The organism is Haloferax sp. SDI50, assembly GCF_059802635.1.
This window is the reverse complement of record NZ_JBPULL010000001.1, coordinates 1989310-2015517: the sequence shown is the minus strand read 5'-3', so window position 1 is coordinate 2015517 and position 26208 is coordinate 1989310. Positions and strand designations below refer to the sequence as shown.

The following is a 26208-nucleotide window of genomic DNA, read 5'->3' as shown; positions in this document are numbered from 1 at the left end:
TACACAATAGTATATCGGAGAAAATTCGGGAGGTGTTTTTGAGAAATCTAAGTTCGAAGATACCAGTCGCGAATTTCCACTGCTTATTTCGGTTACACAGTGTATTGGAGATCCGATAGAGCTTGTCCAAAACTCAATTCGAGAGAACCAAACGCCGCTCGTCTTCTGTCCCTTTGTTGTGTCTGTTTGGAGCAGTACTATCTGCTGGACTCTGAGACGATGCACAGACAATAGTTAACAGCTCACACAGCGTAGAGTTCGGTGCATCCGCCGCCGACGGTGGGCGAGCACGCTGCGGTCTGCGGACGGGTGCGACGGAGAGGAGAGAACAAGAATGGCATCAGCAAGCACACCGACACCGACGCCGACCGGGAACGAGCGACTCGCTCGACGCTTCCCGGAGGAAGTCGCGAGCGAGGGGAACATCGGTCTCATCGACGAGATTTGCGCCGCGGACGTTATCGACCACAGTCCGCTCGGGGAGGTCCGCGGACGCGACGAACTCAAAGCCCAGATTTCGGGACTCAAGGAGTCGTTCAGCGATTTCTCGGCGACGGTCGAAGACGCGATTACCGAGGGCGACACGGTCGCCATGCGCGTCACGCTCCGCGGGACCCACGACGGCGCATTCATGGGTATCGAACCGACCGGGAAGACCATCGAGGTCGGCAACATGGTGTTCACCCGCATCGAAGACGGCGTGATTGCCGAGCGGTGGGTCCAACCGGACATGCTCGGCATGCTCACGCAACTCGGCGCTGTCGAACCGCCTACGGCGTGAGACGCGCCGAGACCGATATGTTTTGCGCGGCGGCCGCGCGGCTCGACGGATGAGAAGGAAGAGCGCGGACGACCGGGCACCCGCCCGCACTCCACGGACACTGGGGAAAAACCTCCCCTGTATACGCAACCCAAGTGCAGGTATCTACCTGCAGTAGACGCATACTACGTCCTCCGTTAAAACATTTTTCAAATGTCATATGCTGCGTGTGTTCAGAACACACGCTGGGCGGCCGAACGGTCAGCCGTCGAACGTCGAAAGGCGGCGGCGCTCCCGTGCGAGGATTCGCTCCCAGTAGTCGAACAGGACGCTGTCGAGGTCGTACACGTCGGCGATGCGGCGGACCCACTCGTCGTCCGAAAACAGCAGTCGCTGGAAGCTCCGCACGTCGGGGTCGAGTTCCTCCCGCCGGCCGGCGTAGTAGGCGACGGTCTGCTCGCGGGTTCGCTCGACCAACAGCGGTGGGACGAAGATGCCCGACTCGCGGGCGACGTAGGTGAACCACTCCAGGTGGAGGACGGCGTCGGCGAGGACGAACCGCTCGGTGAAGCCGTCGACGCACGCCGTCGCGGGGCGGCCGTCGACGTACACGTCTTCGGGGCGGGAGAACCGCGGCACCGACAGGTGCGGGAGGTCGTCGGCGTACTGCTCGGCGACCCGCCGGAGTCGGTAGTCGGCGTAGGCGCACGGGGCCGCGAGGCCGAGTTCGTACCACAACGGCATCCACTGACAGAACGGGTCGCAGAACGCCGCGTCGGCCAGTAGGTCTGCGGCGACGGAGCGGGCGAGGTCCGGGGGCAGGTCGGTTCGCCCCGCGCGCATGGCGTCCGTCGCGCGGACCACCCGCGACTCGAAGTCGCCGACGCGAAAGCCCATGCCCGCGGCCACGTCGTGGACGTACTCGGCACCGATTCGGTACCAGTCTGCGAAGTCGGCGGGCCGGCGGAGTCGAAGGAGGCGCAAAACGGTCACAGGGGAGCTACGGGCGACGGCGGTTTGGCTCTATCCCCGCGTGGGCGAGGCGAGGACGACACCTACCGCCGGTCGAACGAGAGCGCGAGCGGCGTCGCGTTGGTCAGGTTGTCGCTGACCGGGCAGCGCGATTCCACGGCGGCGAGCCACGCGTCGATGGTCGCCTCGTCGGCGTCCACGTCGGCGGTGACCGCGACGCGAATCTCCTCGTAGCCGGCGCGGCCGTCGTCGCGCTTGCCCATGAACTTCGCGGGGTTCAGGTCGCCCTCGATGGAGATTTCGAGATCTCGTACGTCGAGGTCCATCTCGCGGGCGACGACGTGAGCCGTGACGTTCAGACAGCCGGCGAGCGCACCGAGGACGTACTCGACGGGGTTCGGGCCGGCGTTTGCCCCGCCCAGCGATTCGGGCTCGTCGACGACGAACTCGAAGTCGCGGACGGAGACGCGGGTCTCGGTCGGTGATTCGGCCGCCGCAGCGACGGCGAACGTCAGGGGTTGGTTCTGGGTCTGGAATTTCTCGGCGGACATACCTAGAGAGAGACACCGCAGAGCGATAGCCACAGAAGACGGTTCTCAACCGTCGAGAAGCGTGTCAGCGACTGTCCGGGCCGGCATCTATCGCGGCCGACTCGTCGGCGTCGTCTGCCAACACGTCGTCGAGCCCCCACTCCGACGCCCTCGCGCGGGCCTCCTCGCGGGCCTCGGACCGAATCTCCTCGATTGCGTCGGCGTCGGCGAGGAACGCTTCGACCGCGCTCTGGTCGCGGCTCTCCTCGCGGCGCGCGGCGGGGGCGGCGTCGAGGGTCTCTGTCGCCAACCGCTCGTCGCCGGCGAGGACGCGGGCCGGCTCGCCCGGCGGGACGCGGAACTCCTCGACCTCGTGGGCGTCCGCGAGCTCCGCGGCGTCGACGGCGTGGACCGCGGCGCGGGTCGGGCCGGTGACGGCGAACCCCTCCAGTCCGTCGCGGCCGCCGACCTCGCGTTCCGTGTCGTAGGCGAGGACGGGAACTCCGTCCTCGAACGTGACGACGCCGCGGGTGGTCTCGCCGAGCAAGAGCGCGTCCTGCGGCTCGAAGACGACGTAGCCGGTGAGTTCCTCGTCGAGCACCGTCCGAAGCACCGCCGCCGCGTCGTCGACGACGCGCGACCGACGGAGTTCGCCCCGCGGGATTCTCATATTCGCTCGGGGACGACGGCGCTTTTGAACCGCTCTGCGACCTCGCGGCCGTCGCCGTCGCGCACGTCGAGTCGGGCAGCCGCCTCGCGGAAGGCGTCGGCGGCCGGGTCGTCGGGGGCGTGCGCGAGGAGGGGTTTTCCCTCGCGGCGGGCCGCGCGGACCGCGTCGCTCTCGGGGACCGACGCGAGCGTCTGTCCCCCGAAGTAGCGGCCGGCCTGCTCGGCGATTGTCTCCACGTTCTCGTCGGGGCGCACGCGGTTGAACACCACGCCCGCGGTGTCTGTGCCGTAGGAGTGGGCGTACTCCTGGACTTTCAGCCCGTCGGACAGAGACGGCACAGTGGGCTGGAGAACGACGACGATGCGGTCCGCGAGGACGACGGGGAGCACCGCGCTCTTCGAGCCGAGCGCGGCGGGCGAATCGAGGAGCAACACGTCCGTGTCGGCCGCGAGCTCAGCGACCACGTCGCGGAGGCGACCCGGGTCCGCGGCCTCGAACGCCGCGAGACTCGTGCCGCAGGGGACGACCGACAGCCCGAACCGCTCGTACACCGCGTCGGACACCGCGGCGTCGCGCTCGTCGACGAGTAAGTCGTGGAGCGTCACGTCGGCGTCGTCCAACCCGGCGTGGAAAAGCAGGTTCGCCATGCCCGTGTCCGCGTCGATTACGGTCACGTCGTACTCCTCGGCGAGCGCCATCCCCAGCGCGAGCGTACTCGTCGTCTTCCCGGTGCCGCCCTTCCCGCTGGCGACGGCGAACGCCTCGACCATGCCCCCACGTGCCCGGCGATTTCGCATAAGTGTTCGGAACGGGGGTGGACGCGCGCCGATGGATATCGTGTCAACTAGTAACAAGCATTAATAGTGAGGCCAACAGTGTGCGAAACGACCACCGATGTTCAGAATTGTCATCCAATCGTTCGCTTTCGTAGTCGAGGACTCGACGTTCGCGGTGTACGCGACCCTCCTCACCATCGCGTTCATCGTGTACCTGAATCGGTGACGGCGGTTCGAATCGCGGCGTGCAACCGAGTTCCGCGGCCCCATCCGGGACGGAACTGCGACCGTCGGCTGGCGTCGGCTCGGCGGCGAGTCGTCGGTGAGTCGGCGTTCGCGTCCCGGCGAGCGCGTCGGCGGGTGACGCGGTTGCTCAGGTCGCCTCGGCGAGCGCGTCGAGCAGGCGGTCGTTCTCGTCCGGGCGGCGGACGCTGATTCTGACGTGTGAGTCGAGGCCCTGATAGTCGCGGGCGTCGCGGACGGCGAAGCCGCGCCGTCGGGTCTCGCGGAGCACGCGGTCGACATCGTCAGCGCAGAACAACACGAGCGCGCTGTCGGCGGGGTGCGGGTCGTAGCCGAGTCGGTCCAGCCCCGCAATCACCCTCGGGCGCTCCCGTTCGACCCGGTCGCGAGTCGCTTCGAGGAAAGCCTCCTGTTCGAGACAGAACGTCGCAACCTCCACCGCCGGAGCCGAAAGCACCCACGTACAGCGCGCCCGCGAGAGCCGGTCGCCGAGGTCGCCCGTCGCGGCCGCGAAGCCCGCGCGGAGCGAGGGGACGCCAAAGACGTTCGTCACCGAATGGAGCGCGATAACGCCGTCGAGGCCGGCCGTGCTCGGGAGGCGCGTGAAGCCGAGGTACGTCTCGTCGACGATGACGGGCGTGTCGGCCCGGCGGCAGTCGTCGATGAACGCCCGAAGCTCGTCTCGCGGGTACGCGGTCCCGACCGGGTCGGCGGGATAGCTGAGAATCACCGCCGCGTGCTCGGCGGGGTCGACGGTTTCGAGGAGGCGGTCGTGCGGAACGTGGACCGGTTCGCCCCCCTGGAGCCGGATTTCGCGGGCGTACTCGCCGCAGCAAGGGGCCGGAAGCGCCACGCTGTCGCCGGGCGAGACGGTCACGCCGGCGGCGAGTCGGAGCGCTTCGATGACGCCAGCGGCGGGGATGACCTCGTCGGGGTTGCAGCCGACGAACTCCGCGGCGGCGACGCGGAACCGCGAGTAGTCGTCCAGCGAGTCCCGCCGCGCCGTGGCGAGCGCCGATTCGTAGACGCCAGCGAGGCCGGACGGGTGTTCGGGGTTCGAGCCGGTGCTGAAATCGACCAGCGAGTGGTCGGCGGTCCCGCCGTGAGTCACGTGGTCGACGTCGGAAACGGAACCGGGGTCCATACCGACCTGCTAGCTACCAACCATAATCAAGGCTTCTCCGGGGACCACTTAGCTACCACCGTGGATTCCTCGGCCGGAAACGCGTTTCGCCGGCAGTTCTCAAACCGGAGCGACGGTCGCGCGGTCGTCGGCGACGACGCCGTAGTTCGCCTCATCGACGCCCCGCGGTATCGGCTCGGCGTCGTACCGCGAACCGAGGCTCGCGAGCACCGCGTCGCGGACGCAGACCCGCGCCGCGTTGCCGATTTCGGTCGCGCTCCCCGAGAACGTCGCCGGGTCGCCGGCGGGGTCGCACGCGGCGACCACCGCGTCGGTCGTCGTCCCCGGCGCGCCGCAGCGCGCGAGGAGCGTCGCCGCCTTCGCCTCGGCGGCCACGGCGACGAGGTTCGCGAGCGCGCCCGGCTCCAGCGACCGCGTCGTCCCGACGAAGACGTTGACCGTTCCGACCGGGCCGTCTCGGTCGTCGTCGGCCGCCGCGTCAGGCGCGTCCGACGCGTCGCCCCACTCGCGCGGGTCGTCGTCTATCGGGAGTTCCGCCGGATTCGACACGCCCGCGGTGGCGACGACTTCGACCGGGCCGAACCGGGCGCGTCGGGCGTGTTCCTGCCCGACGCCCGTCAGGAGCGTCGGCCCGCGGTCGTCGAAGCCGGCCGCCGAGCGTCGCCGTTCGACGTACGCGTCGAGGTCGGTCTCGGGCCAGCCCTCGGGGACGGTGACGTTGAACGCGGCGTCCGCCCGCGACTCGCCGCCGGCGTAGCCCGTCGAGAGCCAGCGCGTCTCCGGTCGGGCGAGTCGGCAGACGCCGTCGCGGCGCGCCGTCTCAAACATCCTCGGCGACGGCGGCGAGCGCCCGGAGCAGTTCGTCGTTCTCGTCGGGGCGTTTCACCGCGACGCGGACGTGCGAGTCGAGCGTCGGAAACGTGGTCGCGTCCCGGACGGCGACCCCGCGGTCGCGGGCGGTCTCGACCACCGCGTCGACGTCGCGGCCGCCGACGTCCACGAGGAGAAACGGGGCGTCCGACGGGGACACCGCAAAGGCCTCGGACAGCGTCTCGCGAAGTCGCTCGCGTTCGGTCGCGACGCGCGCTCGCGTTCGCGAGACGAACTCGGCGTCGTCCATGCAGTACGCGCCGACGGCGGCCGCGGGCGTCGAGAGCGACCACGCCCGCCGGGCGACGGCGAGTCGGTCACCGAGGTCGCCGGTGGCGACGGCGAACCCGGCGCGGATGCCCGGCAGTCCGAACATCTTCGTCAGCGACCGGGCGACGACGACGCCGGGTTCGCCCGCGAGGCTCGGTTCGTCGGTGAAGTCGAGGAACGCCTCGTCGACGACGAGAGCCGTGTCGGCCTCGCGGCAGCGCGCCGCGAACGCCCGGAGGTCGTCGTCGGGCGCGAGTTCGCCCGTCGGGTTGTTCGGCGTGCAGACGACCGCGACCGCGTGGTCCGCGGGGTCGGCGTCGAGAATCGCGTCGTGGGGGACCGCGACCGGCTCCGCCCCTTGCAGGCGAATCTCGCGGTCGTACTCCCCGAAGCTCGGTTCGGGGACGAGCGCGGTGTCGCCGGGCGAGAGCGTCACTTCGAACGCGAGTCGCAGGGCTTCGAGGCCGCCGGCGGTCGGCACGACCGCCTCGGGGACACAGCCGACGTAGTCGCCGGCGGCCGCCCGGAAGTCGGCGTAGTCGTCGTCGGGGTAGCGAGTCGAGGCGTCGAACGCCTCGCGGTACACCGCCTCGACGCCATCGGGACGCTCGGGGTTGGTGTTCGCGCTGAAGTCGAGGACGGTCGGGTCGGTGGTGCCGCCGTGGGGGACGCGGCTCCCCGCCCGGACGGACTCAGGGTCCATCGTCGATGTCTGCGTCGGCGTCGACGCCGCCAGCGTCGGCTCCGCCGGCGTCGGCCGCCGCGGTTCCGGTTCCGGTTCCAGTTCCGGCCTCGACGGCATCGGGGTCCAGCGTCGAGAGCACGTCGAGCGTGGCCGCCTCCACGTCGTCGAGGACGCCCATCCGGTCGGCGAGCATGAGCGCGCCGCCCATGCCCGCGCCCTCCTTGGCCTCGCCCGCGGCGTAGCGGTCCAGCGGGTGCGTCTCGAAGCCGGGGTCGGTGACGGTCAGTTCGAGGTCGAACGCCTCGGCGGCGTCGGCCAACTCGGGCACGTCCTCAGCGAGGTACGATGTCGTTGCGAGCGTCAGGCCGCCGTTCGCGCCGGCGTGGCGAGCGAGCGCGGCGGCCGCGAGCAGTTGGGTCCCGCCGCCGAGCGTCACGTCGATGCCGTTTTCGAGCGCGCCGACGGTGAGGCCGGCGACGACCGGAAGCACCGGGTCGCCGAGGTAGCGGGCGGCGCGCCGGGGTTTGTGAGCCGCGAAGCCGGGTTCGACGTCGCTGGCTTCGAACGCCTCGGCGACGACCTCCTCTTTCAGGCTCGTGGGGTTGTCCGGGAGCGACGACGAGACGGGGAACTCCTCGCCGAGCGCGCGGAACACGGCGAGCGCGGTGGTCGTCCCGCCGGGGACGGTCTCGCCGATGACGAGTTCGTCCTCGGGAAGCGCGAGGCCCATCCGCCGGGCCGCCTCGAACGCGCCGGGCGCGGTCGGGACCGGTTCGCTCTCGCGGATGTCGCGGCCGGGTCGCGCGCCCACGTCGATGGTCGGCGCGGCGCTCGGCTTCGCGAGGCCGGCGTCCACGGTGAGCACGTCGAAGCCGGTGAGCTGCATGACGGCGCGGGTGACGGCCGCGGGCGTCGGACAGCCCGTCGGGCTGACCGGCGTCACCGGAGAGCGGACCGGCTCGCCGTACTCGATGATTTCGGCGTCCGCGCTCGGCGTGTGGCCGACGAGCGACGGCTCCGCGCCGGCGGCGCTGATGCCGGGTATCTTCGCCGTCTCGGTCGTGCCGGCGACGAGGACTACTCGCATCGGTCCTCCGCGAGTTCGATGTCTGTCGGGCGGTTCACGTTGAGTGCCAGTCGGGTGTCTGTGGAGAGGTACATGGTCGAGTGCGTGTCGGTTTCGGTGTCGGTGTCAGTAGGGGTGCCCGCCTCAGCGTCCGCGGGGCCGACGACGCCCAGCCCTGTCGGGCAGACGGCGGTCCCCTCGTGGTCGAACACGAGCGCGTCGTCGACGCTGGCTCCGAGGTCGCGCTTCAGTTCGACGGGGACGCACGCGGTGGCGGCCCCGCCGTCTGCGGCCGAAACGACCGCGTCGACGTGTTCGGGGGCCACGAGCGGCAGGTCGGAGACGACGGTGACGACCGGCCGAGAGACGCGGTCCAGCGCGAAGCCGAGGTCGGAGACGTAGCCGTCGCCGGGGGCCTCGATGGGGTCGAGACCGAGGTCGGCGGCGCGGTCGCGGGTGTTCGGCGTGTGCGGCGAGGTGACGGCGCGGACGGTCCCGACGCTCGATTCACGGAGCGCCGCCGCGACCCGGTCGAGCATGGGCCGCCCGCAGATGTCCACGAGCGGCTTTTCGACCGGCGCGTCGAGGCGGGTGCCGCGGCCGCCGCACATCACGAGAGCGTCCACGTCACCACCCCCGCGTGGACGGCCGCGGCGCGAGCCAGTTCGTTCGTCGCGCCGAGCAGGTCGCCCGAGACGCCGCCGAGTCGAGCGCGCCCCCACGAGCGAACGAGGAGCGCGACGACCGGCCCGCAGCAGAGCGCCGCGACGACGGCGGGGCCGCCCGTGACCGGCGCGAGCGCGACGACCGGGAGGCAGGCCACGGCGACAGCGAGTAGCCCCGACGGGTTGTTCTCGCCGACGAGCGCCGCGCCGAGTCCCTCGTGGGCGGGCGCGCCGAGACAGACCAGCGTCGCCATGCCGGCTTTCGCGCCGACCTCGGCGGCGAGCGCGATTGCGACGGCGGCCGTGAGGCCGACGCGACCGCCCGCACCGGCGAGGCCGAACGCCCCGAGCGCGAGGACGACGAGCGTCAGCCCGAACGCGAGCAGGCCGCCGACGCCCGTCTGCGAGTCTTTCAGGACCGACAGCCGGCGGTCGGCGTCGCCGTGGACGACCGCGGCGTCGCCGAGGTCCGCGAGGCCGTCGGCGTGGGTGACGCCCGTCACGAGATACAGCGTCACGAGGTACAGCGCGGCCGCGGTCGGAATCGGCAAGGGGAGCAACAACGGGAGCGCGGCCAGCGCGCCGACGACGTAGCCGGCGAGCGGAAACGCCACGGGCGCGCGTCTGAAGGCGTCCCAGTTCGCCTCGTCGCCGCCGACGGGGAGGCGAGTGAGGAAGCCGAGCGCGCCGCGGAGGGCGGTCAGAACCACGCGACCACCCCCGCGGCGGCGAACGCGAGGAGGCCGGCCCGCGAAACGAGTCGGACGCCCCGCGCGGCGGTCGCCGCGTCGGGGGGCTCGGGACCCCCGTCGAGCAGGTAGTGCCCGGGCTTTTCCAGTCGCGTTTCCAGCAGGACCGCGAGGGTCGCCATCGGCCACCCCGAGTTGGGCGACGACGGTCGCCGCGCCAACTCACCGACCCGCGTCACCGTGGCCGGCGCGCCGGCGACGACGGCCAGCAAGACGGCCGAGACGCGCGCCGGAAGCCACATCACCGCGTCGTCGAGGCGGGCCGGGACGCGGCCGACCGGCTTGTGTCGGTAGCCGAGCATCGAATCGAGCGTGTTGACCCCCTTCACCCACGCGGCCGCGCCGACCGCGAGCGGGAGCGAGACGGGCGCGAAGAGCGTAAACGCGAGCAAGGGGGCGACGAGGCCGTCGGCGAGGTTCTCGGCGGCGCTCTCGACGGCGGCGCTCCGGATATCGGCCGCCGACAGCGACGACGGGTCGCGCCCGGCCAGCGCCCGGAGTTCGTACCGGGCGGTATCGAGGTCGGATTCGTCCGCCGTAGCCGAGACGACCGTGTCCGCCGCGTCGAGCAACATGCGAAGGCTCGTGGTCGAAAACAGCGCGACCGCGGCGACGGCCGCCCCGAACCACGGCGAGACGAGCGTCGCACCCCACGTCGCTCCCGCGGTGACGCCCGCGGCGAGCGCCGGAAGCGCGACGGCTGCGACCCCGCCGACGAGCGTCGGACGGGACCACTCGCGGTCGACGGGCGAGACGAGTCGACCGAGCAGCGCGACCGGGTGGACGCGCGCCGGCGGTTCGGCGAATCCTCGGTCCAGCGCCGCGGCGGCGACGACGGCGGCCGCGGCGGTCACGGGCACGGGTCCTCCCCGGCTCGCAGCCTCGCCGCGACCGATTCGAGCGTCGTCTCCCGGCGGTTCACGAACCGGCCGCCGACCGACTCGATGCCGCCGTCTGCGTCCGGGTCGTCGCCGACGTGGAGCAACTCGGCCGCGTCGACGCCGAGGCCGCGGGCCGCCGCCTCGAACGCCTGCGCGTGGGGCTTCCGCCAGCCGCAGGCGACGCTCGTCGTGATGTCGTCGAAGCCGCGTCTGTCGAGGTCCGAGCGGATGAGCGTCCGGGCGACGAGTTCGGGAACGGAACAGTTCGAGAGGAGGCCGACCGGGCCGGCCTCGCGGGCAGCCGCGACCGCTTCGACCGCGCCGGGACGGGTTGTCACCTCGGGGTCGAACGCCGTGATGACCGCGCGTCGGGCGGCGTTGTCCGGGGAGGCGACGCCCCGAGACCGGAGCGCCGCGGCGACGTGCGCCGGAAGCGGGACCTCCGCTCCCTCGGGCGCGTCGATGTGGACCTCGCGGTAGGCGTCGTCCCAGTCGTCGGGGACGGCGACGCCGTACTCGCGGAGCGCGTCCGCGACCGCCGAACCGGGGTCTGACGGGTACTCGGCGTCGACGAGCGTGCCGAAGAGGTCGAACGTGACTGCCACTAGAATTTCATTGGCGAAACTGTACTTGAATATAGCGAAGCGGGGGGTTCGCCCGCGGGGTCACTCACCACCGATGGTGGACGTGTTCTCGCGCGTACGCGTTGTATGCTTCTTCGACGCGCTCGAACTGGTCTGCCGACAGCGGTGGGAGCGACGCCGCGGCGACGTTGTCGCGGATGTGTTCCGGCGTCTTCGACCCGGGAATGACGGTGCTCACGGCGTCGAACGAGAGAATCCAGCGGAGCGTGAACTGCGCGAGCGAGACGCCCTCGGGAACGACCTCCTGTATCGAATCCGCGGCTTCGAGACCGTCTTCGAACGGGATTCCGGCGAACGTCTCGCCCACGTCGAACGCCTCGCCGTGTCGGTTGAAGTTCCGGTGGTCGTTCTCGGCAAACTCTGCGTCTGCGGATAGGGCTCCGGTGAGCAGCCCCGACGCGAGCGGGACGCGGACGATAACGCCGACGTTCCGGCGCTTCGCCTCCCGGAAGAACAGCTCCGCAGGTCGCTGTCGAAGCGGGTTGAAGATTATCTGCACCGTCTCCACGCCGTCGTATTCGATGGCCTTGAGCCCCTCTTCGACCTTCTCGACGCTCACGCCGTAGTGGTCGATTTTCCCGGCGTCGCGGAGGTCCGACAGGGCATCGAACACCTCGGGCTGGTAGTACACCTCTCGCGGCGGGCAATGAAGTTGGACGAGGTCGAGCGAGTCGACGCCGAGGTTGTCCCGGCTCCGGTCCACGAACCGTTCGAGGTTCTCGCGGTTGTAGCCGTCGGCCTCGTGGGGGTCGAGCCGCCGCCCCGCCTTGGTGGCGACGGTGACGTCGTCGTCGCGGTCCGCGAGCACGTCACCGATGCGGCGCTCGCTGTCGCCGTCGCCGTACACGTCCGCGGTGTCGAGGAAGTCGATGCCCGCGTCGAGCGCCGCCTCGATGGCGTCGTACGCCTCGTCGTCGGTCACCGAGCCCCAACTTCCGCCGAGCTGCCACGTCCCCAGCGCGATTTCGGAAACGTCGAATCCGGTCGTGCCGAGCGGTCGAGAATCCATGCCGTTTGCTTCCGAACAGACGGGGGTAAATCACGGGGTCGCGGCGAGATATACTCCGATTGTTCGTGTGGGATTCGGTGGCGGGAAATCGAAAACGAGCGTGGTGTCCCACCTCGACGACAGTCCGCGCTCCCCGATTTGAACTCACTCGCAACGCTGCGCGTGCTCGCTGCTCAAATCGGTTCGACGGATTTTGCAAGCAAAAGTCCGCTCTCCCCGATTTGAACGGGGGACAAGCCGATCTACAGTCGGCTGCTCTGCCAGGCTGAGCTAAGAGCGGTCACCGATTCGTATCCGGTCGACGCGTTTAACCATTATCATTCTCGCCGCCGCGTGTGCTGTGTGTCAGACAGGTGCGAACATTGATATGCCGCCGAGATAATTCCGGAGTAATGAGTAAAATCACGTTCCGCGCCGACGACGCCCTCGTCGAGCGCTTGGACCGCCTCGACACCTCGAAAAGCGAGGTGATGCGCGAGGCTCTCCGCCAGTATCTCGACGAACTGGAACGTGACGACGACGCGGACGATGCGGACGACACCGCCGGTCTCGACGGCGCGCTCTCCGCGCGGGTCGAGGAACTCGTCGACGAGCGACTGGACGAACGGCTCCCGTCGCTCGTCGAGGAAGCCGCGGCGGCCCGCGAGTCCGAGCGTCCGACGCCCTCGGACCTGAACGTTAACATCAACGTCGATGGTTCGAACGGCGAATCTCGCGTAAACGCGGGTGTCGACACCGAATCGACCCCGAGTACGGTTCGTAAGACACGGGACGAACTGGTGTCCGGCGACGCGGACGACCCTGACACGACCTGTGACCAATGTGGCGAATCCATGGGTCCAGACCATGTTTACTGCCCGAACTGCGGTGAAAAGACGTCCCACCGTGTGTTCTGCGAGTGTGGCGACGAGCTCCGCTCCGACTGGGCGTTCTGCCCCGACTGCGGCCGCCGGACGCCCGCGGCCGACGTTCTGGAACAGGCATAACCGGCGATTAAAGCCCCCTATACGGGATATTCAGCCGCTGTCTTACAACCGCCGTTACATTTATATTCTATCCCTCTGTGGTGATTATCGCGTAAGACGGTTGTCTTACAGCCACCCAACGGCGGCCCGTATCCCGGCGTCGTCCGTCGGTTTTCGGGTGTAAGACACTCGCACACGAGTGCGGCGCGCCGTCTTACCGGGGGAATGTAAACATGGAGCGTGTGACACTACGAATTCCGAAGCAGCAAATCGAGGAGGTCGAGCGGATGGTCGAGACGGGAGAGTTCCCGAACCGATCCGAAGCCATCCGTTCCGCCGTTCGCGATATGCTCAATGAACAGACGACCGACAAGCGACAGCGCGAATCTACCAGCAAGCGCGGCTGGGCAAAGGTGTAACTATGCAGGATATCGTTCGCGAGGCGATGGAACGGGACGAGGCCGAGCGTCAGACGCAGTCGTCGCTCGAAGACAGCGACGACCAGTTCGGTGACCCGCGAATCGTCATCGTCGGTGCCGGTGGTGCTGGCAACAACACCATCAACCGCCTGTACAACATCGGTGTCGAGGGGGCCGACACGGTCGCCATCAACACCGACAAGCAGCACCTGAAGATGATCGAAGCGGACACGAAAATCCTCGTCGGGAAGTCCCTGACGCAGGGTCTCGGCGCCGGTGGTGACCCGTCGATGGGTGAGCGCGCGACCGAGATGGCACAGGGCACGATCAAAGACGTGCTCGGCGACGCCGACCTCGTGTTCGTCACCGCGGGGATGGGTGGTGGTACCGGGACCGGTGCGGCCCCCGTCGTCGCGAAGATCGCAAAGGAGCAGGGCGCAATCGTCGTGGGCATGGTCTCGACCCCGTTCAACGTCGAGCGCGCCCGCACGGTCAAGGCCGAGGAGGGACTCGAAAACCTCCGCAACGAGGCCGACTCCATCATCGTGCTGGACAACAACCGCCTCCTCGATTACGTCCCGAACCTGCCCATCGGCAAGGCGTTCTCGGTCATGGACCAGATTATCGCCGAGACCGTCAAGGGCATCTCGGAGACCATCACGCAGCCGTCCCTCATCAACCTCGACTACGCCGACATGTCGACCATCATGAATCAGGGCGGCGTCGCGGTGATGCTCGTCGGCGAGACCCAAGACAAAAACAAGACCCAAGAGGTGGTCAACGACGCGATGAACCACCCGCTTCTCGACGTGGACTACCGCGGTGCGTCCGGTGGCCTCGTCCACATCACGGGCGGCCCCGACCTCACGCTGAAGGAGGCCGAGGGAATCGCGAGCAACATCACCGAACGGCTGGAAGCCGCCGCGAACGTCATCTGGGGCGCTCGCATCCAGGACGAGTACAAGGGGAAAGTCCGCGTCATGGCCATCATGACGGGCGTCCAGTCCGCGCAGGTGCTCGGCCCCTCGACCCAGAAGCAGGCCGACAAATCGCGTCAGAGCATCCAGTCCCGAGAGTCACAACAGCAGCACTCGGGTTCGGAGTTCGATAGCTCGGAGCGAGCCCAGACGGCCCAGAGCGGCACGTGGTCCGACGGCGGCCGCGACGAAGTCGAGAAGAACAACGGTCTCGACGTCATCCGGTAACGCCCTGTCTGACCCGCGCGGACGCCGCCGCGCCCGTCGGGTTTCGTGGGTTCTTTTTCGCTGACGTGGATTTCTTCGACCGCGAGCGTCGCCGCCGATTCGGTCGACGCGACCGCACCCGGTTCTGTCCGACCCGTAAGACGCGTCAGAAAACGAGTTCCGTGTCGTTCCGTAGCCGCTCAGACCGCTTCTATCGACTCGATGAGCCGGCACTTCCGACAGACGTCGCCGGCGGTTTTCGACCCGCAGCGCTCGCAGTCGTTGAGGTCGACGCGACCCTCGCCGCGGTACTCGCGGGCGGTCAGTTCGGCCAACTCCTCGTAGCCCGCCATGATGGAATGTCGGGTGCCGGGGTGGTTCTCTTCGAGTTTCAACAGCAACTGCTGAATCTCGCCGCGGTAGGCCTCAGAAGAGTGCGGACACTCGGTGATGTGTGCGGGCAGGTCCTTCAGGTGGGCGTAGAGCGCGACTTCCTTTTCGGGCACGTCGCGCAGCGGCTTGGCCCGCGGGATGAACTCGCCGGCGTCGCGACGCTTTTCGAAGTCGCCGATGCTGGCGTCGAAATGCTTTGCGACCTGCTTGAGGTCGCCCTCGAAGAAGTTCATGAGCGCCGTCTGCGCCTCGTCGTCGAGGTTGTGGCCCGTGAGCAGTTTGTCCGCGCCGAGCTCGTCGGCGAAGCGTTCGAGCAGGTCGCGGCGGAACACCCCGCAGTAGGCGCAGGCGGCCATGTTCTCGGGGTCCTTCTCGACCACGTCGTCCATCTGGACGCCGAACTCGTCCTCGTAGGTGACCAGTTCGTGGTGGATGTCGAGGTCCTCCGCGAGTTCGACGCAGGCGTCGACGGACTTGTCGCGGTAGCCCTCGATGCCCTCGTGGATGGTGAGGGCGACGAGTTCGATGCGCGGGTCGCGCCCGAACGTGTCGTCGAGGATGTGTGTGAGGACGACGCTGTCTTTGCCGCCGGACAGCCCGATAACCCACGTCTGTGGGTTCTCGGGACTGGCCTCTCGGGGGAGCATGTTGTCCTCGCGGATGCGGCGGCGCACGCGTTTCTCGACCGAGGCGCAGAAGTGGTCGTCGCAGAGGTGGGCCCCGGAGTAGGCCGCGTGCATCACCGCGTCGCGGCCGCACTTGTCGCACTCCATTGCCGGTCGCTTGCCCGGCGGAAGGGATACGGGTTTCGCCTCGGGGCGACCGCGGCGTCGCTCGCGCGCCCGGCGGCTCGACCGCACTCGGTCACGCTCGGTCGCAATCGGTTTGACCCTCCAACCCTCACGGACAGTCGATGGACAGAGACGCCGCCCTCGACCGCGTCGACGCCGTCGTCGACGCCGCCGAGTCCGAGACGCTCCCCGTCCCGGTCCGCGAGGTGTGGGTCTACGGCGACGTGGCGCTCGGCCTCGACCCCCTCGACCGGCTCGACGTGTACGTGACGAAAGACATCCTCCTCCGCGGCGACCCCGATGCGGCCGAGTCGTTCGAGCGGTCTCACGGCGTGAAGGGCGTCGGCAAGAGCGTCCGCGCCGAGTGGGCGCGCGAGCACCCCGACCTGCTGCGGGCGAACTCGAACGGCTACGCCGCCCCCGAGAAGTGTCTCGCCGCCCACCTGCTCCCCGACGACGACGAGCCGGTCCACCTCGAAGTGTGCAACGCCTCCTTCGAGGACAACGTCACCCAGCGGCTGAAAGGTGCGGTCGAACGCGAGGCCTACGAGCAGATTCTCGACCCCCGCGGCGTCTGCCTCTACGCCGACGGCCAGCGCTCGCCGGACGCGATGTCGAAACTCCGAAACGGCGAGTTCGCCTTCCCGACGCTCTCGGGCGCGCTGGAGATGCTCGGTCTGGAGGGCGACGAGGCCGAGACGGCCGTCGAGGCGATGCGAGCCTACCGGGCCGAACAGACCGGCACGTCGGTCCGCGGCGACGTGGTCTGAGGCCGGAGTCGAGTCGAGGCCGCGGCGACTCGAAGTCGAAACCGAGTCAGAGCCGACCGGCTACCAGTCGCGGTCGCCGTCGCGACTGCGGCCGCGGTCGTCGGTGCGGTCGGCTTCGCGGCCGAACTCGTCGTCGCGGCCGCCTCCGCTCGGGCGTCGGTCGGTCCCTCGGCCGCGTTGTTCGTTGTAGCGCCGCCCCTCGTCGCGGGCGCGACGCTCCGCCTCCTCGCGGCTCATCGTCGGCGGGTCGCGCGTCTCGTCTCGAATCGCGGCGTAGAGGGCGATTGCGGCACCGATGCTGAGGATGACGAAGAGGAAGACGACGAGACCACCGGCGGGCATACGTTCACTCGCGGGCGCGAAAACCGAAGTCGTTTCGGAGGTACACTTTTCATCGAGGTAGTTCAACGGTTCAACATGAGCCCTCCACCAAGCGCCGACCGCGACGGCTGTCCGAAATGCGGCCACTCCGAGACCGAAATCGACTCAATCGCTACCACGGGAGGCGGCCTCTCGAAGATGTTCGACATCCAGAACCGACAGTTCACCGTCGTCTCGTGTGCAAACTGCGGCTACTCCGAACTCTACCGCGGTCAGTCGAGCGGGAACTTCGTCGACCTGTTTCTCGGCTGAGCGCCCGCGCGCAGTCGGTTACGACTCCGCGCCGCCGTCTTCCGACATCCATTTTTCGCCCCACTCGGAGATGTCGTCGAACGCCGGGAGCAGTTCCGCGCCTTTCTGCGTGAGCGAGTAGTACACCGCGATTGGACTGCCGTCTTCGACCTCCCGCTCGACGTAGCCCAACTCTTGGAGGTCGTCCAGCACGCGCGAGAGCGTCTGCGAGTTCGCGCCCGTCGCGCGCTTGAGTTCGTTGAATCGGAGGTCGCCCTCGCGCAGTACGTGGATGACCGTCATCCGCCACCGCGAGCCGATCTCTTCGAGCGTCTTGATGACCGGACACTGTTCGTACTTCGCTTCGAGGTTCTGGTGCGGTGACATCGACGTGACCTACTCACACCGAGGTTCGCTTAGCTATATTAAACTCACTCTCGTTGACCAAGTATGACGATGTGACCGCATCGTCGCGGCGAATCGAGCGGCGAACACACTCACGACACGACCGACAACACGCCCCACAACACACCCATCATGAACGTACTCCTCCTCGGTGCGAGCGGCCGAATCGGCACGCGAATCGCCAACGAACTCCTGAACCGCGGCCACGCGGTGACCGGCGTCTCCCGAAGCGGCGAAATCGACGGCGTCGACGACCCCGACTTCTCGGCGGTCGCCGGCGACGCGACCGACGCCGACCAACTCGCGCGACTCGCCGCGGGCCACGACGCGGTCGCCTCCGCGCTCGGCCCGAGCGACGACGAGTCGCCCGATGTCCTCGTCGAGATGCTCGACGCCGTGGTCGACGGGATGCGCCGCGCCTCGGTCGACCGCCTCGTCTGGACCGGTGGCGCGGGCATCCTGAACGTCGGCCCCGACACCCGACTCATCGACTCGCCGGAGTTCCCCGACGAGTGGAAGCCCGTCGCCAGCGCCGCCATCGAGGCGTACGGCCTGCTCGAAGACGCCGACGACCTGCGATGGACCTACGTCGCGCCCGCGGCGCTCATCGAACCCGGCGAGCGGACCGGCGAGTTCCGGACCGCCCGCGGCGAACTCGTCGCCGACGAGGACGGCGAGAGCCGCATCTCCATGGAGGACTTCGCAATCGCCTTCGCGGACGAACTGGAGAGCGGCGACGCGGTTCACGAGCAGCTCGCGGTCGGCTACTGAACGGACGGTCTCGTTTTTCGGCCGGCAACTCGGCCATCGATTCAGCCCGTCGGCGACCCGAACTACACCCGCCCAGTCGTCACATCGAACGGGACGACCTCGGCCCGACGGTACTCGCCGTCTCGAATCTGCTGGACGACCTCGCGGCCCATCTCGCGCCACTCGCGGCGGACGGACTCGTAGGAGTCGTCGTCGAGTCCCCGGCGGAGGTCGGCCTCGTGGCGGTCCAACCCCTCGCCGGTCGCTTTCTTGGCCGCGTTCCGCACGTCGTGGTCGTCGTACGGCGGCTCGGTCAGTTTGCGGTGGTGGTATCGGCGGGTCCCGACGACCGACAGGCCGGCGTCGTCGAACAGCCCACGGACGCGGGCGCCGAGCGCCACGTCGGTCGCCACGCCGTCGCGGAAGGCGTCTCTGACGCGGCGGTCGAGCGCGGCCTCGGATTCGACGGTCGAGTCGACGCCGACGGCGGCGTTGTCGGGTTCGACCGTCGCCACGAGGTCCGACGAGACGCGGGCGAACTCGCTGAGCGCGGCCGTCGGCTCGGGGAGGTTCACGAGGAGCGCCTGACAGACGACCAAATCGAAGCTGTCGTCCGCGAAGGGAAGTCGGGTCGCGTCGCCGGCGACCGTCTCGATGCCGGCGCGGTCGGCGGCGACAGAAAGCAGGTCGGTGTCGGCGTCGACGCCGACGACGCGGGCGTCGGCGGCCTCCGCGAGGACGCGCGTGAACTCGCCGGTCCCGCAGCCCACGTCGAGGATGCGGGTCCGCCCGCCGAGGTCGAGGTCCGCGAGGGCCGCGCGGGAGTCGTCCCACATGCCGTCTCGCGTCCGCCGGAGGTACGATTCGGAGAAACGTCGCACACGCGGAGTCGGGCGCGGCGACCCAAAAAACAGTCGAAACGGTCGATGCGGGGGCTTAGCGACGGCCGCTGGGTCCCGACCCCCGTTCGGCGTCTTACTCCGCGTCGGCGCGGAGTTCGCGGACGCGGTCGATGTTCCACGCGAAGCCCTTGCCGTCCTCGGTGGGCGTCTCCAAGACGAGCGGCACGTCGTCGTCGACGACGGCGTCGTGGTTGATGAACGCGCGCATGCCTTCCTCGCCGATGAGGCCCTCGCCGATGAGGGCGTGTTCGTCCTTGTTCGTCCCGCACTCGTGTTTCGAGTCGTTGAGGTGGACGCACTTGAGGTGCTCCAGACCGACCTCGGCGTCGAGTTCCTCGAACGTCTCGTCGACGCCCGCCGCCGTCGAGAGGTCGTAGCCCGCGGCGAACGCGTGGGCGGTGTCGAGACAGACGTCGAGGTCCTGTTCGGACTCCTCGAGGACGTAGCCGAGGTGGGCGAAGTCGTCGCCCATCTTCGTGCCCGACCCCGCGTCGGACTCGATGAGGACGGTGACGCCGTCGGGGATGTCGAGGTCGTCGAGGACGGAGACGGCGTTGTCGAGACCCCGCTGTTCGCCCGCGCCGGTGTGGGCTCCGAGGTGGACGTTCACGTACTCGATGCCGAGTTTGTCGGCCATGTCGACCTCCGTCTGCATCGAGTCCAGCGACTTCTGCCGGAGGCCGTCTTTGGGCGTACAGAGGTTGACGAGGTACGACGAGTGGATGACCCACGGCCCCGACAGTTCGTCGGCGGTCTGCTCGCGGAACAGTTCGGCCTCCTCGTCGGAGATGTCGGGGTCGCGCCACACCTGCGGCGAGGTGGTGAAAATCTGCCCGCAGTTGCCGCCGAAGGCGACCTGCCGGAAGACGGCGTTGGCGACGTTACCGTGCGGTGGCGTCTCGTCGTCGGACGAGACCTTCGAACTGGACATCGAGACGTGTGCGCCGACGTGCATGCGGAGTCCGACGGGGTACCCGAACAAAGGGACTTCGGAGTTGTCGGCGGCCGCTCAGTCGGACCGCGACCCCGGCCGGCGGCGCACCCAGTCGTCGGCGCGGTACTTCTCGTCGACTTTCTCGCGCGCGCGGTCGAGTTCGCCGCCGGTCCACGCGCCCTCCTCGGCGTCGACGAACTCCGAGAGCGACTCGGTCAGCGCCGCGACGAACGCCTCGCGGGAGGCGTCTGCGAGTTCGTCGATGCCGACGACGCGCTCGCGGAACGCCTCGGGCGTCACGTCGTGGCCCTCGAACACGCCGAGGTGGGTCTCGGCGTCGACCGAGTAGGTGAGCGAGCCGTGTTGGACGACGGCGTCGCGGCGGCGGTACTGGGCGTTGCCCGCGACCTTCCGACCCGCGGCGACCATGTCGTGGGCGGGGTGGAGCGCCCGCAGATAGCACGCGGGGTGCCAGATGACGGGCACGTCGTCGTCGACGAAGTTCACGTCCACGCCGACCGCGCGAATCGCGTCCAGAATCGGCTCGCACAGCAGGTGATAGCAGTCCATGAGGTCGCCCGGGAGCTCCGATTTCGGCGCGGCGATGGAGTAGGCCACGTCGCCGCGGCGGTCGTGGTAGATGCCGCCGCCGCCGGTCTGTCGGCGGGTCACGTCGATTCCCTCGCGGTCGCAGTAGTCCCAATCGACCGTCTCGGGGTCCTGTCCGTAGCCCAGCGAGAGGCAACTCGGCTCCCACGAGTAGACGCGGACGGTCCGAGGGCCGCCCGCCGCGGCCGTCTCGCCCGCGACCTCGTCGAGCGCCATCTGCATCGGCCCCGGTCGGACCTCCTCGCGAATCACCCGCCACTCGCGGTCGGCAATCGACCCCTGCGCGTCGTTCATACGTCGGCTTCGTCCATCCGGGGGAAAGCGATTTCGACGCTCGGCCGCCGCGCGTCACCCGGCGTCGCCGCGACGGTCCTCCGCCGAGCGCCCGCCCGCCGACGCGGCCGGCGCGGCCGACGCGAGCGATTCCGTTAAACCGCGCCGCGATGACGTGGGACCATGAAGTTCACCCGCGTCGCCCTCGCCGCGACAGACCCCATCTCGCTGTGTGAGTTCTACGTCGAGACGCTCGGCTTCGCGGCCGTTCCCGGGTCGCAGCGCGCTGCGACCGCCGGGGAGACGACCCTGTGGTTCGAACTCGGCGACGCCGACCCCGGCCACCTCGCGTTCACCGTCGCCGCCGCGGTTGACTCCGTGGTCGCGTGGCTGGACGACCAAGCGGGCGTGGACGTGCTCGACACCGACGAGGGGCCGAGCGTCCGGTTCGACTTCCTCGGCTGTGACTCCGTCTACGTCGAGGATCCGGAGGGCAACGTCATCGAGTACGTCTGTTACGACGGCGACGCGACCGGGGAGTTCGACCCGGCGACCGACCTCCGCGGCGCGACCGAGGTCGGGATGGCCGTCCCCGACGTGGCGTCGTTCGTGGCGTCTCTGACCGAGGCGCTCGGCATCGAACCGCTGGAGTCGTTCGAGGGCGGCGACCTCGTGTTCGTCGGCGACCGAGACGCCCGATTCGTCGTCTCGCCGGTCGGCCGCCCGTGGTATCCGACCGACAGCGAGGCGACCGTCGGTCCGGTGTCCGCGCAGTGCGACGCCGACGGCGTTTTCGACCCCGAGGGGCTTCCCTACCGCGTCAACGCCGAGTGACAACTCGTTTCAGAGAAGCGTTATTAGTATTAGGAGAGTCAACGAACCGTGAACGTCTCTCGTCTCGTCAGCGCGGGGTCGCTCAGTCTCACCGGGGTAGCCCTGTTCGCCGTCGTCTCGAACAGCGTCGCCTCGGTCGCATCCGACCTCGCCGGCCTCGTCGCCGCGGCCTTCGGCCTCATCATCTCCGTGCTCTTCGTCGCCGGCGGCCCCGTCGTCTACCGAAGCGACCTCAAGACCGATCACGTCGCCCGCGTCGCCGGCTGGAACCTCCTCGGCGTCGTCGTCACCGTGTTCGTCCTCGCGCTCATCGGGAGCTACCAGCGGGCCGCGGGCGGGACGGTCAGCGAGCCGCTTTTCAGCGCCGCCGTGGTCGTCGGCGTGAGCGCCGTCGCGCACGTCCTCATCGGCCTCAACGACGTGCGCCGGATTCGGACCCGCGAGCTCTCGGAGCAGTACAAACGCTCCGCGGTCATCAACCGCCTCGTCCGCCACAACCTCCGGCACACCGCGCAGTTGCTCCTCGGCTGGGGTGACCGACTCGCCACCGACGGCGGCGACGACGAGACCGTCCGCATCGGCCAGCGGCTGAAAGCGACCGGCGACGACCTCGGAACGATGAGCGACCAAGTGAAGACCGTCGCCCAACTCGTCGACAACGACCCCGAAGGCGAGACGGTCGACCTGCGCGAACTCCTCGACCCGCTCGTCGACGACCGCTCGGCGGCCAACCCGGAGGCGACAATCACCGTCCGCGGCGACGGTTCCGCGGCGGTCGTCGGCGGGAAGAAGCTGCAAATCGCGTTCCGCGAAATCGTCGATAACGCCCTCGAACACGCCGGGAGTGCCCCGACGGTCGAAATCGCGTACGAGCGCGTCGGAAACGAGGTCGTCGTGCGAATCGCGGACGACGGCCCCGGCATCCCCGACCACCAGCGCGAACTCATCGAGCAGAACGTCGAAGAGAGCGACCTCGCCCACGGCAACGGGCTGGGCCTCTGGCTCTCGAAGTGGATCGCGGAGGCCTACGGCGGCGAACTCCGACTCCCGGAGACCGACGACGGGGAGGGCGCAGTCGTCGAGTTCCACCTCGACGCGGCCTGAGCCCACAGCCTCAGAGGCGGGGAGATAGTGATTTTTCGCGCGGTTTCGCCGATTGAACCGGGCGCTCGGAGACGGACTCCCAATCTGGAGCGCGTTTCTGGGATAGGAGCCGAGCGGTTATACCCACCGAGCGGAATTATCCCACAATGCGCGAGGTCGTGTTCACCATCGAGTACGAGCGAGGGGCCGACCCACTGATGGACGTCTTCATCGAGTCACCCGATTTGTACGCGCGGTCGATGCAGGTGCAAGCGACCAGCGAGGCGGTATGGGGCGTCGAGAAGCTCGTCGGCACACCGTCCGTCCTCGACGAATACGACGAGCGCCTCCAACGGGTCGCCCAAGAGTCGAGTTTGGTCGGGATGTGCGGCGCACCGGTCACCAAGTACAGGTACGAGATGCTCTCGTCGAACCCGGAATCACGGAAAATCTACTCGCTCCAGCGGGAAGGTGACGGCCCGCGGTCACTCCCGATCGCCGCCGCGAACCACCTCGGTGAGGGTGTGATAATGCGGTCGGAACGCCACGGAGACCAGTTCCGCTGGCACCTCCTCGTCGACGGCTCGCTCGGAACCTTACACGACGACGTTCGAGCGAATCTCCGCGACGGACTTTCGCTGACTGTTGAACGACTCGGCGAACCCCCCTGTCTGCTCGAAGATGGACGGACACAGCACGACCTTACGACAGCGCAAAAGACAGCACTGGAAGCCGCGCTCACTCGCGGCTACTACGAAGAACCTCGGAAGGCCTCGGTCAGCGAGATCGCCGAGGAGATCGACGTGCCGAGTTCCACGCTCCAGTACCGACTCAACCGGGCCGAGGCGTGGCTTGCCGAACAGTTCGCCGCCGACTCGATGACCGTCGATATCGACACGTCCCTCGACCTCGGGGACGTTGAGTTCATCGAGTAGTTGCCACCACGCCCGAATCGAGGGAGTTGGAATATTTCAGAACAAATCGTAACCGGTCAACTCCCCAAGCAAGGTGCGTATGACAAACGACTCCGAGATTCGCGTACGACTCGTGCGAAACGCGACGGTGCTTGCGACGGTCGATGACACCACGTTCCTCGTTGACCCCATGTTCACGCCGCAGGGCGAGATGCCGACGGTGACGGACAATCCGGCGGTGCCCGAGTTCCTCACGACGGCGAACCAGAAGCGAAATCCGTTAGTGCCGCTCCCGGACGTCGAACTCGACTACGACGCCGTGGTCGTCACGCATCGCCACCCCGACCACTGGGACGAGGCAGCCAGAGAGAAACTCGATGCGGACGTGCCGCTGTTCTGTCAACCCGAGGACGCAGACGCGTTCAGCGACGAGGGCTTCACCGACGTGCGACCCGTCGAGGACGAGACGTCGTTCGACGGGGTGACGATCCACCGGACGCCGGGACAGCACGGCCACGGCGAACTCGCCGAAGGGATGGGTCCAGTCTCCGGGTTCGTCTTCGAGGGCGAGAAATCGCTGTACGTCGCCGGGGACACCATCTGGTACGACCCAGTAGCGGAAGTGCTCGACCGGTTCGAACCCGAGATGGTCGTCCTCAACGGTGGGGAAGCACAGTTCGACCAGGGCGAACCAATCACGATGGGCGTCGAAGACATCGCGGCCGTCCGGGAGGCCACGGCTGCGACCGTGGCAGTCGTCCATATGGAAGCCATCAACCACTGTCTGCTCTCCCGTGAGGAACTGCGAGCGGAAACCGAGAACGTCCTCGTCCCCGAAGACGGTGAGCAGGTATCTCTGTAACGGCAGCTCCACGGGGCGACTACGGAACGGTAGGTAGGCACTGTGCGTAGCAACTCCTCCAGTCAGTTCTGACGGGGGCTCCGGCGTCCACACCGCCCTCCGAAACTGCGTGAGTCGTCACGCCCGATTTCGTATCGTCACATGCAATTTATCATGGGCGACGTGCGCCGACTCGCGGGCCTTTTACGCCTCGCCGACGCACGGACGTGCATGGTACGGAACGTCGCCGGCGTCATGGCCGAACTCGAACCCGAGGACTTCTATCTCCTCTCGGGCGTCGAGCAGGGCATGCGCTTCAGCGAGTGGGTCAACCGGGGGAAGCTCCCGAAGAACTCGGGGCTGACCGCCGAGGAGGTCGACTACCGCATCGACCGCTGTATGACCCGCGAGCTCATCGAGCGCAAGACCATCCAGTACGAGGGGTACAAGCTCACGGTCGAGGGGTACGACGCGCTCGCCCTCCGGACGTTCGCCCAGCGAGACACCATTCAGGGGTTCGGCGCGCCCCTCGGCGTCGGCAAGGAAAGCGACGTGTTCGAGGTGCAGTCGTTCAAACCGCTCGCGCTGAAGTTCCACCGCGAGGGGTACACCAACTTTCGCGAGGTGCGCCGCGAGCGCGACTACACCTCCGAGAACCACCACGTCTCGTGGCTCTACACCGCGCGCAAGGCGGCCGAACGCGAGTACGAAGCGCTCGAAACCCTCTTTCCGGAGGTGTCGGTGCCGCGTCCCGTCGACCACAACCGCCACGCGATTATCATGGCGAAACTCGACGGCGTCGAACTCGCCAAGGCGAAGCTCGAATCCGAGCAGGTGACGGGCGTCCTCGATTTGATTCTCTCCGAGATGGCCGACGCCTACGCGGCCGGCTACGTCCACGCCGACATGTCCGAGTACAACGTCGCGGTCGGCGAGCGCGGCGTCACGGTCTTCGACTGGCCGCAGGCCGTCCCGACCGACCACGACAACGCCCGCGAACTCCTCGCGCGCGACGCGAAGAACATCGTCGGCTACTTCCGCCGCAAGTACCCCGGCGAGATGCCCGACGACGTGGATATCGACGCGCTGTCGGCCGCCATCGCCGAGGGCGAATTCGAGCGCGTCACTACCTACGCCTGAGGGCCTTTCGTCGGCGACTCTACGTTTTCACCCGTGCGAGCGTCAGCGACCGGTCTCGCTCGCTGGGGCACCGCTCGGTAGGAGAGATAAATGGCATACTACGATATGAAATTCGGAAGCCGGCGTCTCAGTCTCGGAGGTCCTCCGGAACTGACTCGATGAGCAGAGAGTCTCGACGAGCGCATCTGTCCCCCGTCTGAGTCGCTCGGAGAGAGATTCACCGGGGCACTTCGAAGTAGCCCCCCCGCGCCACTCTCGATTATACGTTCGGAAGTGCCGAGAGCGTGTGGCCTAACGCGAATTCGGACGGAATCGCTCCCCGTACGATAGTTGTACAGCGGTGGATAGGAGCGCGGTACAGTTGTCTGCGGTCGACCATCGCCCAGCGAGCGGTCCGTTCCGGTCCGGAGCACACGCAAGCCCGCCGGGTATACTGCTGCGGATGCTCGTTCAGA

The 26208-nt window shown here is 68.2% G+C and carries 31 protein-coding genes and 1 tRNA gene; 12 read left to right on the top strand and 20 right to left on the bottom strand.

Annotated features, from left to right (window positions below; genetic code table 11):
* Positions 1-334 precede the first annotated feature (334 nt).
* On the top strand, positions 335-781 hold the full coding sequence (locus tag ACSR87_RS10610) for an ester cyclase (RefSeq protein WP_498530441.1): 447 nt from the start codon (positions 335-337) through the stop codon (positions 779-781).
* 240 nt (positions 782-1021) lie between these two features.
* On the opposite strand, the gene ACSR87_RS10605 is transcribed toward ACSR87_RS10610, so the two are convergent.
* The 14 genes from ACSR87_RS10605 to ACSR87_RS10540 form a co-directional block, all read right to left on the bottom strand.
* Positions 1022-1753, bottom strand: coding sequence for a DUF8116 family protein (locus tag ACSR87_RS10605; protein ID WP_498530440.1), 732 nt, complete (start codon positions 1751-1753; stop codon positions 1022-1024).
* 62 nt (positions 1754-1815) lie between these two features.
* Complete coding sequence (locus tag ACSR87_RS10600) at positions 1816-2283, bottom strand: OsmC family protein (RefSeq protein WP_498530439.1); 468 nt, start codon at positions 2281-2283, stop codon at positions 1816-1818.
* 64 nt (positions 2284-2347) lie between these two features.
* Complete coding sequence (locus ACSR87_RS10595; RefSeq protein WP_498530438.1) at positions 2348-2932, bottom strand: DUF8054 family protein; 585 nt, start codon at positions 2930-2932, stop codon at positions 2348-2350.
* On the bottom strand, positions 2929-3702 hold the full coding sequence (locus ACSR87_RS10590; protein ID WP_498530437.1) for a nucleotide-binding protein: 774 nt from the start codon (positions 3700-3702) through the stop codon (positions 2929-2931). Before ACSR87_RS10590 ends, ACSR87_RS10595 begins: the two co-directional genes overlap by 4 nt.
* A gap of 379 nt (positions 3703-4081) precedes the next feature.
* Positions 4082-5095, bottom strand: a complete 1014-nt coding sequence (locus ACSR87_RS10585; RefSeq protein WP_498530436.1) for a pyridoxal phosphate-dependent aminotransferase — start codon at positions 5093-5095, stop codon at positions 4082-4084.
* Between the two features lie 99 nt (positions 5096-5194).
* Complete coding sequence (locus tag ACSR87_RS10580; RefSeq protein ID WP_498530435.1) at positions 5195-5923, bottom strand: adenosylcobinamide amidohydrolase; 729 nt, start codon at positions 5921-5923, stop codon at positions 5195-5197.
* Positions 5916-6938 (bottom strand): threonine-phosphate decarboxylase CobD, encoded by a 1023-nt coding sequence (gene cobD, locus ACSR87_RS10575; protein WP_498530434.1) that lies wholly within the window; start codon positions 6936-6938, stop codon positions 5916-5918. The genes ACSR87_RS10580 and cobD overlap by 8 nt, the downstream gene beginning before the upstream one ends.
* Entirely contained in the window at positions 6928-8007 is a 1080-nt protein-coding gene (locus ACSR87_RS10570; protein WP_498530433.1) for a nicotinate-nucleotide--dimethylbenzimidazole phosphoribosyltransferase, read from the bottom strand. Before ACSR87_RS10570 ends, cobD begins: the two co-directional genes overlap by 11 nt.
* Positions 7998-8597, bottom strand: coding sequence for an NTP transferase domain-containing protein (locus ACSR87_RS10565; RefSeq protein WP_498531057.1), 600 nt, complete (start codon positions 8595-8597; stop codon positions 7998-8000). Before ACSR87_RS10565 ends, ACSR87_RS10570 begins: the two co-directional genes overlap by 10 nt.
* Positions 8597-9361, bottom strand: coding sequence for an adenosylcobinamide-GDP ribazoletransferase (gene cobS / locus ACSR87_RS10560; protein ID WP_498530432.1), 765 nt, complete (start codon positions 9359-9361; stop codon positions 8597-8599). The genes ACSR87_RS10565 and cobS overlap by 1 nt, the downstream gene beginning before the upstream one ends.
* Positions 9352-10260 (bottom strand): CobD/CbiB family cobalamin biosynthesis protein, encoded by a 909-nt coding sequence (locus ACSR87_RS10555; RefSeq protein ID WP_405309411.1) that lies wholly within the window; start codon positions 10258-10260, stop codon positions 9352-9354. Before ACSR87_RS10555 ends, cobS begins: the two co-directional genes overlap by 10 nt.
* Positions 10251-10886, bottom strand: coding sequence for an HAD family hydrolase (locus ACSR87_RS10550; protein WP_008577329.1), 636 nt, complete (start codon positions 10884-10886; stop codon positions 10251-10253). The genes ACSR87_RS10555 and ACSR87_RS10550 overlap by 10 nt, the downstream gene beginning before the upstream one ends.
* A gap of 64 nt (positions 10887-10950) precedes the next feature.
* Positions 10951-11934 carry an aldo/keto reductase gene (locus tag ACSR87_RS10545; protein WP_008577328.1) on the bottom strand — a complete coding sequence of 328 codons (984 nt, stop codon included), beginning with the start codon at positions 11932-11934 and terminating at the stop codon, positions 10951-10953.
* A 206-nt stretch (positions 11935-12140) separates the two neighbouring features.
* A tRNA-Tyr gene (locus tag ACSR87_RS10540) sits at positions 12141-12214 on the bottom strand.
* A 112-nt stretch (positions 12215-12326) separates the two neighbouring features.
* Here ACSR87_RS10540 and ACSR87_RS10535 point away from each other — a divergent pair.
* From ACSR87_RS10535 to ftsZ, 3 genes are all read left to right on the top strand, one after another.
* Positions 12327-12920, top strand: a complete 594-nt coding sequence (locus ACSR87_RS10535) for a double zinc ribbon domain-containing protein (protein WP_498530431.1) — start codon at positions 12327-12329, stop codon at positions 12918-12920.
* Positions 12921-13132: 212 nt separating this feature from the next.
* Positions 13133-13318, top strand: a complete 186-nt coding sequence (gene cdrS, locus ACSR87_RS10530) for a transcriptional regulator CdrS (RefSeq protein ID WP_004973176.1) — start codon at positions 13133-13135, stop codon at positions 13316-13318.
* A gap of 2 nt (positions 13319-13320) precedes the next feature.
* Positions 13321-14523 (top strand): cell division protein FtsZ, encoded by a 1203-nt coding sequence (ftsZ, locus tag ACSR87_RS10525; protein WP_004044352.1) that lies wholly within the window; start codon positions 13321-13323, stop codon positions 14521-14523.
* Between the two features lie 179 nt (positions 14524-14702).
* On the opposite strand, the gene ncsA is transcribed toward ftsZ, so the two are convergent.
* Positions 14703-15668, bottom strand: a complete 966-nt coding sequence (gene ncsA / locus ACSR87_RS10520; protein ID WP_498530430.1) for a tRNA 2-thiolation protein NcsA — start codon at positions 15666-15668, stop codon at positions 14703-14705.
* Between the two features lie 140 nt (positions 15669-15808).
* Between ncsA and ACSR87_RS10515 the strand changes: the two genes are divergently transcribed.
* The gene (locus ACSR87_RS10515) at positions 15809-16456 is read left to right on the top strand and encodes a DUF7095 family protein (RefSeq protein ID WP_498530429.1); all 648 of its coding nucleotides are present in this window, start codon (positions 15809-15811) and stop codon (positions 16454-16456) included.
* A 60-nt stretch (positions 16457-16516) separates the two neighbouring features.
* Here the strand turns inward: ACSR87_RS10515 and ACSR87_RS10510 are convergent, their stop codons facing one another.
* Positions 16517-16798 carry a DUF8143 family protein gene (locus tag ACSR87_RS10510; RefSeq protein WP_498530428.1) on the bottom strand — a complete coding sequence of 94 codons (282 nt, stop codon included), beginning with the start codon at positions 16796-16798 and terminating at the stop codon, positions 16517-16519.
* Between the two features lie 75 nt (positions 16799-16873).
* Here ACSR87_RS10510 and ACSR87_RS10505 point away from each other — a divergent pair, with 75 nt between their 5' ends.
* Positions 16874-17089, top strand: coding sequence for a zinc ribbon domain-containing protein (locus ACSR87_RS10505; protein ID WP_004044356.1), 216 nt, complete (start codon positions 16874-16876; stop codon positions 17087-17089).
* 18 nt (positions 17090-17107) lie between these two features.
* On the opposite strand, the gene ACSR87_RS10500 is transcribed toward ACSR87_RS10505, so the two are convergent.
* On the bottom strand, positions 17108-17455 hold the full coding sequence (locus ACSR87_RS10500) for a winged helix-turn-helix transcriptional regulator (RefSeq protein ID WP_498530427.1): 348 nt from the start codon (positions 17453-17455) through the stop codon (positions 17108-17110).
* Positions 17456-17605: 150 nt separating this feature from the next.
* On the opposite strand from ACSR87_RS10500, the gene ACSR87_RS10495 reads away from it, so the two are divergent.
* Positions 17606-18244, top strand: a complete 639-nt coding sequence (locus ACSR87_RS10495) for an NAD(P)-dependent oxidoreductase (RefSeq protein ID WP_008577315.1) — start codon at positions 17606-17608, stop codon at positions 18242-18244.
* A gap of 62 nt (positions 18245-18306) precedes the next feature.
* On the opposite strand, the gene ACSR87_RS10490 is transcribed toward ACSR87_RS10495, so the two are convergent.
* The 3 genes from ACSR87_RS10490 to ACSR87_RS10480 all read right to left on the bottom strand — a co-directional run bounded on the left by ACSR87_RS10490 (position 18307) and on the right by ACSR87_RS10480 (position 20962).
* Positions 18307-19104: a class I SAM-dependent methyltransferase gene (locus ACSR87_RS10490; RefSeq protein WP_008577313.1), complete on the bottom strand. Its 798-nt coding sequence runs from the start codon at positions 19102-19104 to the stop codon at positions 18307-18309.
* 94 nt (positions 19105-19198) lie between these two features.
* Complete coding sequence (locus tag ACSR87_RS10485; RefSeq protein ID WP_008577310.1) at positions 19199-20080, bottom strand: deoxyribonuclease IV; 882 nt, start codon at positions 20078-20080, stop codon at positions 19199-19201.
* Between the two features lie 54 nt (positions 20081-20134).
* On the bottom strand, positions 20135-20962 hold the full coding sequence (locus tag ACSR87_RS10480) for a lipoate--protein ligase family protein (RefSeq protein WP_008577309.1): 828 nt from the start codon (positions 20960-20962) through the stop codon (positions 20135-20137).
* 162 nt (positions 20963-21124) lie between these two features.
* Between ACSR87_RS10480 and ACSR87_RS10475 the strand changes: the two genes are divergently transcribed.
* The 5 genes from ACSR87_RS10475 to ACSR87_RS10455 all read left to right on the top strand — a co-directional run bounded on the left by ACSR87_RS10475 (position 21125) and on the right by ACSR87_RS10455 (position 25753).
* Positions 21125-21775: a VOC family protein gene (locus tag ACSR87_RS10475; RefSeq protein ID WP_498530426.1), complete on the top strand. Its 651-nt coding sequence runs from the start codon at positions 21125-21127 to the stop codon at positions 21773-21775.
* 48 nt (positions 21776-21823) lie between these two features.
* A complete protein-coding gene (locus tag ACSR87_RS10470; protein WP_498530425.1) occupies positions 21824-22879 on the top strand; it encodes a sensor histidine kinase in 1056 nt (351 codons plus the stop codon).
* A 146-nt stretch (positions 22880-23025) separates the two neighbouring features.
* Positions 23026-23793: a helix-turn-helix domain-containing protein gene (locus tag ACSR87_RS10465; protein WP_498530424.1), complete on the top strand. Its 768-nt coding sequence runs from the start codon at positions 23026-23028 to the stop codon at positions 23791-23793.
* Positions 23794-23872: 79 nt separating this feature from the next.
* Positions 23873-24634, top strand: a complete 762-nt coding sequence (locus ACSR87_RS10460) for an MBL fold metallo-hydrolase (protein WP_498530423.1) — start codon at positions 23873-23875, stop codon at positions 24632-24634.
* A gap of 210 nt (positions 24635-24844) precedes the next feature.
* On the top strand, positions 24845-25753 hold the full coding sequence (locus ACSR87_RS10455) for a serine/threonine-protein kinase RIO2 (RefSeq protein ID WP_498530422.1): 909 nt from the start codon (positions 24845-24847) through the stop codon (positions 25751-25753).
* The last annotated feature ends 455 nt before the right edge of the window (positions 25754-26208 follow it).

Bases quoted from the DNA above. Each gene is read 5' to 3' on its own strand.
- ACSR87_RS10610 (WP_498530441.1), top strand. From the start codon at position 335: ATGGCATCAGCAAGCACACCGACACCGACGCCGACCGGGAACGAGCGA.
- ACSR87_RS10600 (WP_498530439.1), bottom strand. From the start codon at position 2,283: ATGTCCGCCGAGAAATTCCAGACCCAGAACCAACCCCTGACGTTCGCC.
- ACSR87_RS10595 (WP_498530438.1), bottom strand. From the start codon at position 2,932: ATGAGAATCCCGCGGGGCGAACTCCGTCGGTCGCGCGTCGTCGACGAC.
- ACSR87_RS10590 (WP_498530437.1), bottom strand. From the start codon at position 3,702: ATGGTCGAGGCGTTCGCCGTCGCCAGCGGGAAGGGCGGCACCGGGAAG.
- ACSR87_RS10585 (WP_498530436.1), bottom strand. From the start codon at position 5,095: ATGGACCCCGGTTCCGTTTCCGACGTCGACCACGTGACTCACGGCGGG.
- ACSR87_RS10580 (WP_498530435.1), bottom strand. From the start codon at position 5,923: ATGTTTGAGACGGCGCGCCGCGACGGCGTCTGCCGACTCGCCCGACCG.
- cobD (WP_498530434.1), bottom strand. From the start codon at position 6,938: ATGGACCCTGAGTCCGTCCGGGCGGGGAGCCGCGTCCCCCACGGCGGC.
- ACSR87_RS10570 (WP_498530433.1), bottom strand. From the start codon at position 8,007: ATGCGAGTAGTCCTCGTCGCCGGCACGACCGAGACGGCGAAGATACCC.
- ACSR87_RS10565 (WP_498531057.1), bottom strand. From the start codon at position 8,597: ATGTGCGGCGGCCGCGGCACCCGCCTCGACGCGCCGGTCGAAAAGCCG.
- ACSR87_RS10545 (WP_008577328.1), bottom strand. From the start codon at position 11,934: ATGGATTCTCGACCGCTCGGCACGACCGGATTCGACGTTTCCGAAATC.
- ACSR87_RS10535 (WP_498530431.1), top strand. From the start codon at position 12,327: ATGAGTAAAATCACGTTCCGCGCCGACGACGCCCTCGTCGAGCGCTTG.
- cdrS (WP_004973176.1), top strand. From the start codon at position 13,133: ATGGAGCGTGTGACACTACGAATTCCGAAGCAGCAAATCGAGGAGGTC.
- ftsZ (WP_004044352.1), top strand. From the start codon at position 13,321: ATGCAGGATATCGTTCGCGAGGCGATGGAACGGGACGAGGCCGAGCGT.
- ncsA (WP_498530430.1), bottom strand. From the start codon at position 15,668: ATGGAGTGCGACAAGTGCGGCCGCGACGCGGTGATGCACGCGGCCTAC.
- ACSR87_RS10515 (WP_498530429.1), top strand. From the start codon at position 15,809: ATGGACAGAGACGCCGCCCTCGACCGCGTCGACGCCGTCGTCGACGCC.
- ACSR87_RS10510 (WP_498530428.1), bottom strand. From the start codon at position 16,798: ATGCCCGCCGGTGGTCTCGTCGTCTTCCTCTTCGTCATCCTCAGCATC.
- ACSR87_RS10505 (WP_004044356.1), top strand. From the start codon at position 16,874: ATGAGCCCTCCACCAAGCGCCGACCGCGACGGCTGTCCGAAATGCGGC.
- ACSR87_RS10500 (WP_498530427.1), bottom strand. From the start codon at position 17,455: ATGTCACCGCACCAGAACCTCGAAGCGAAGTACGAACAGTGTCCGGTC.
- ACSR87_RS10495 (WP_008577315.1), top strand. From the start codon at position 17,606: ATGAACGTACTCCTCCTCGGTGCGAGCGGCCGAATCGGCACGCGAATC.
- ACSR87_RS10485 (WP_008577310.1), bottom strand. From the start codon at position 20,080: ATGCACGTCGGCGCACACGTCTCGATGTCCAGTTCGAAGGTCTCGTCC.
- ACSR87_RS10480 (WP_008577309.1), bottom strand. From the start codon at position 20,962: ATGAACGACGCGCAGGGGTCGATTGCCGACCGCGAGTGGCGGGTGATT.
- ACSR87_RS10475 (WP_498530426.1), top strand. From the start codon at position 21,125: ATGAAGTTCACCCGCGTCGCCCTCGCCGCGACAGACCCCATCTCGCTG.
- ACSR87_RS10465 (WP_498530424.1), top strand. From the start codon at position 23,026: ATGCGCGAGGTCGTGTTCACCATCGAGTACGAGCGAGGGGCCGACCCA.
- ACSR87_RS10460 (WP_498530423.1), top strand. From the start codon at position 23,873: ATGACAAACGACTCCGAGATTCGCGTACGACTCGTGCGAAACGCGACG.
- ACSR87_RS10455 (WP_498530422.1), top strand. From the start codon at position 24,845: ATGGTACGGAACGTCGCCGGCGTCATGGCCGAACTCGAACCCGAGGAC.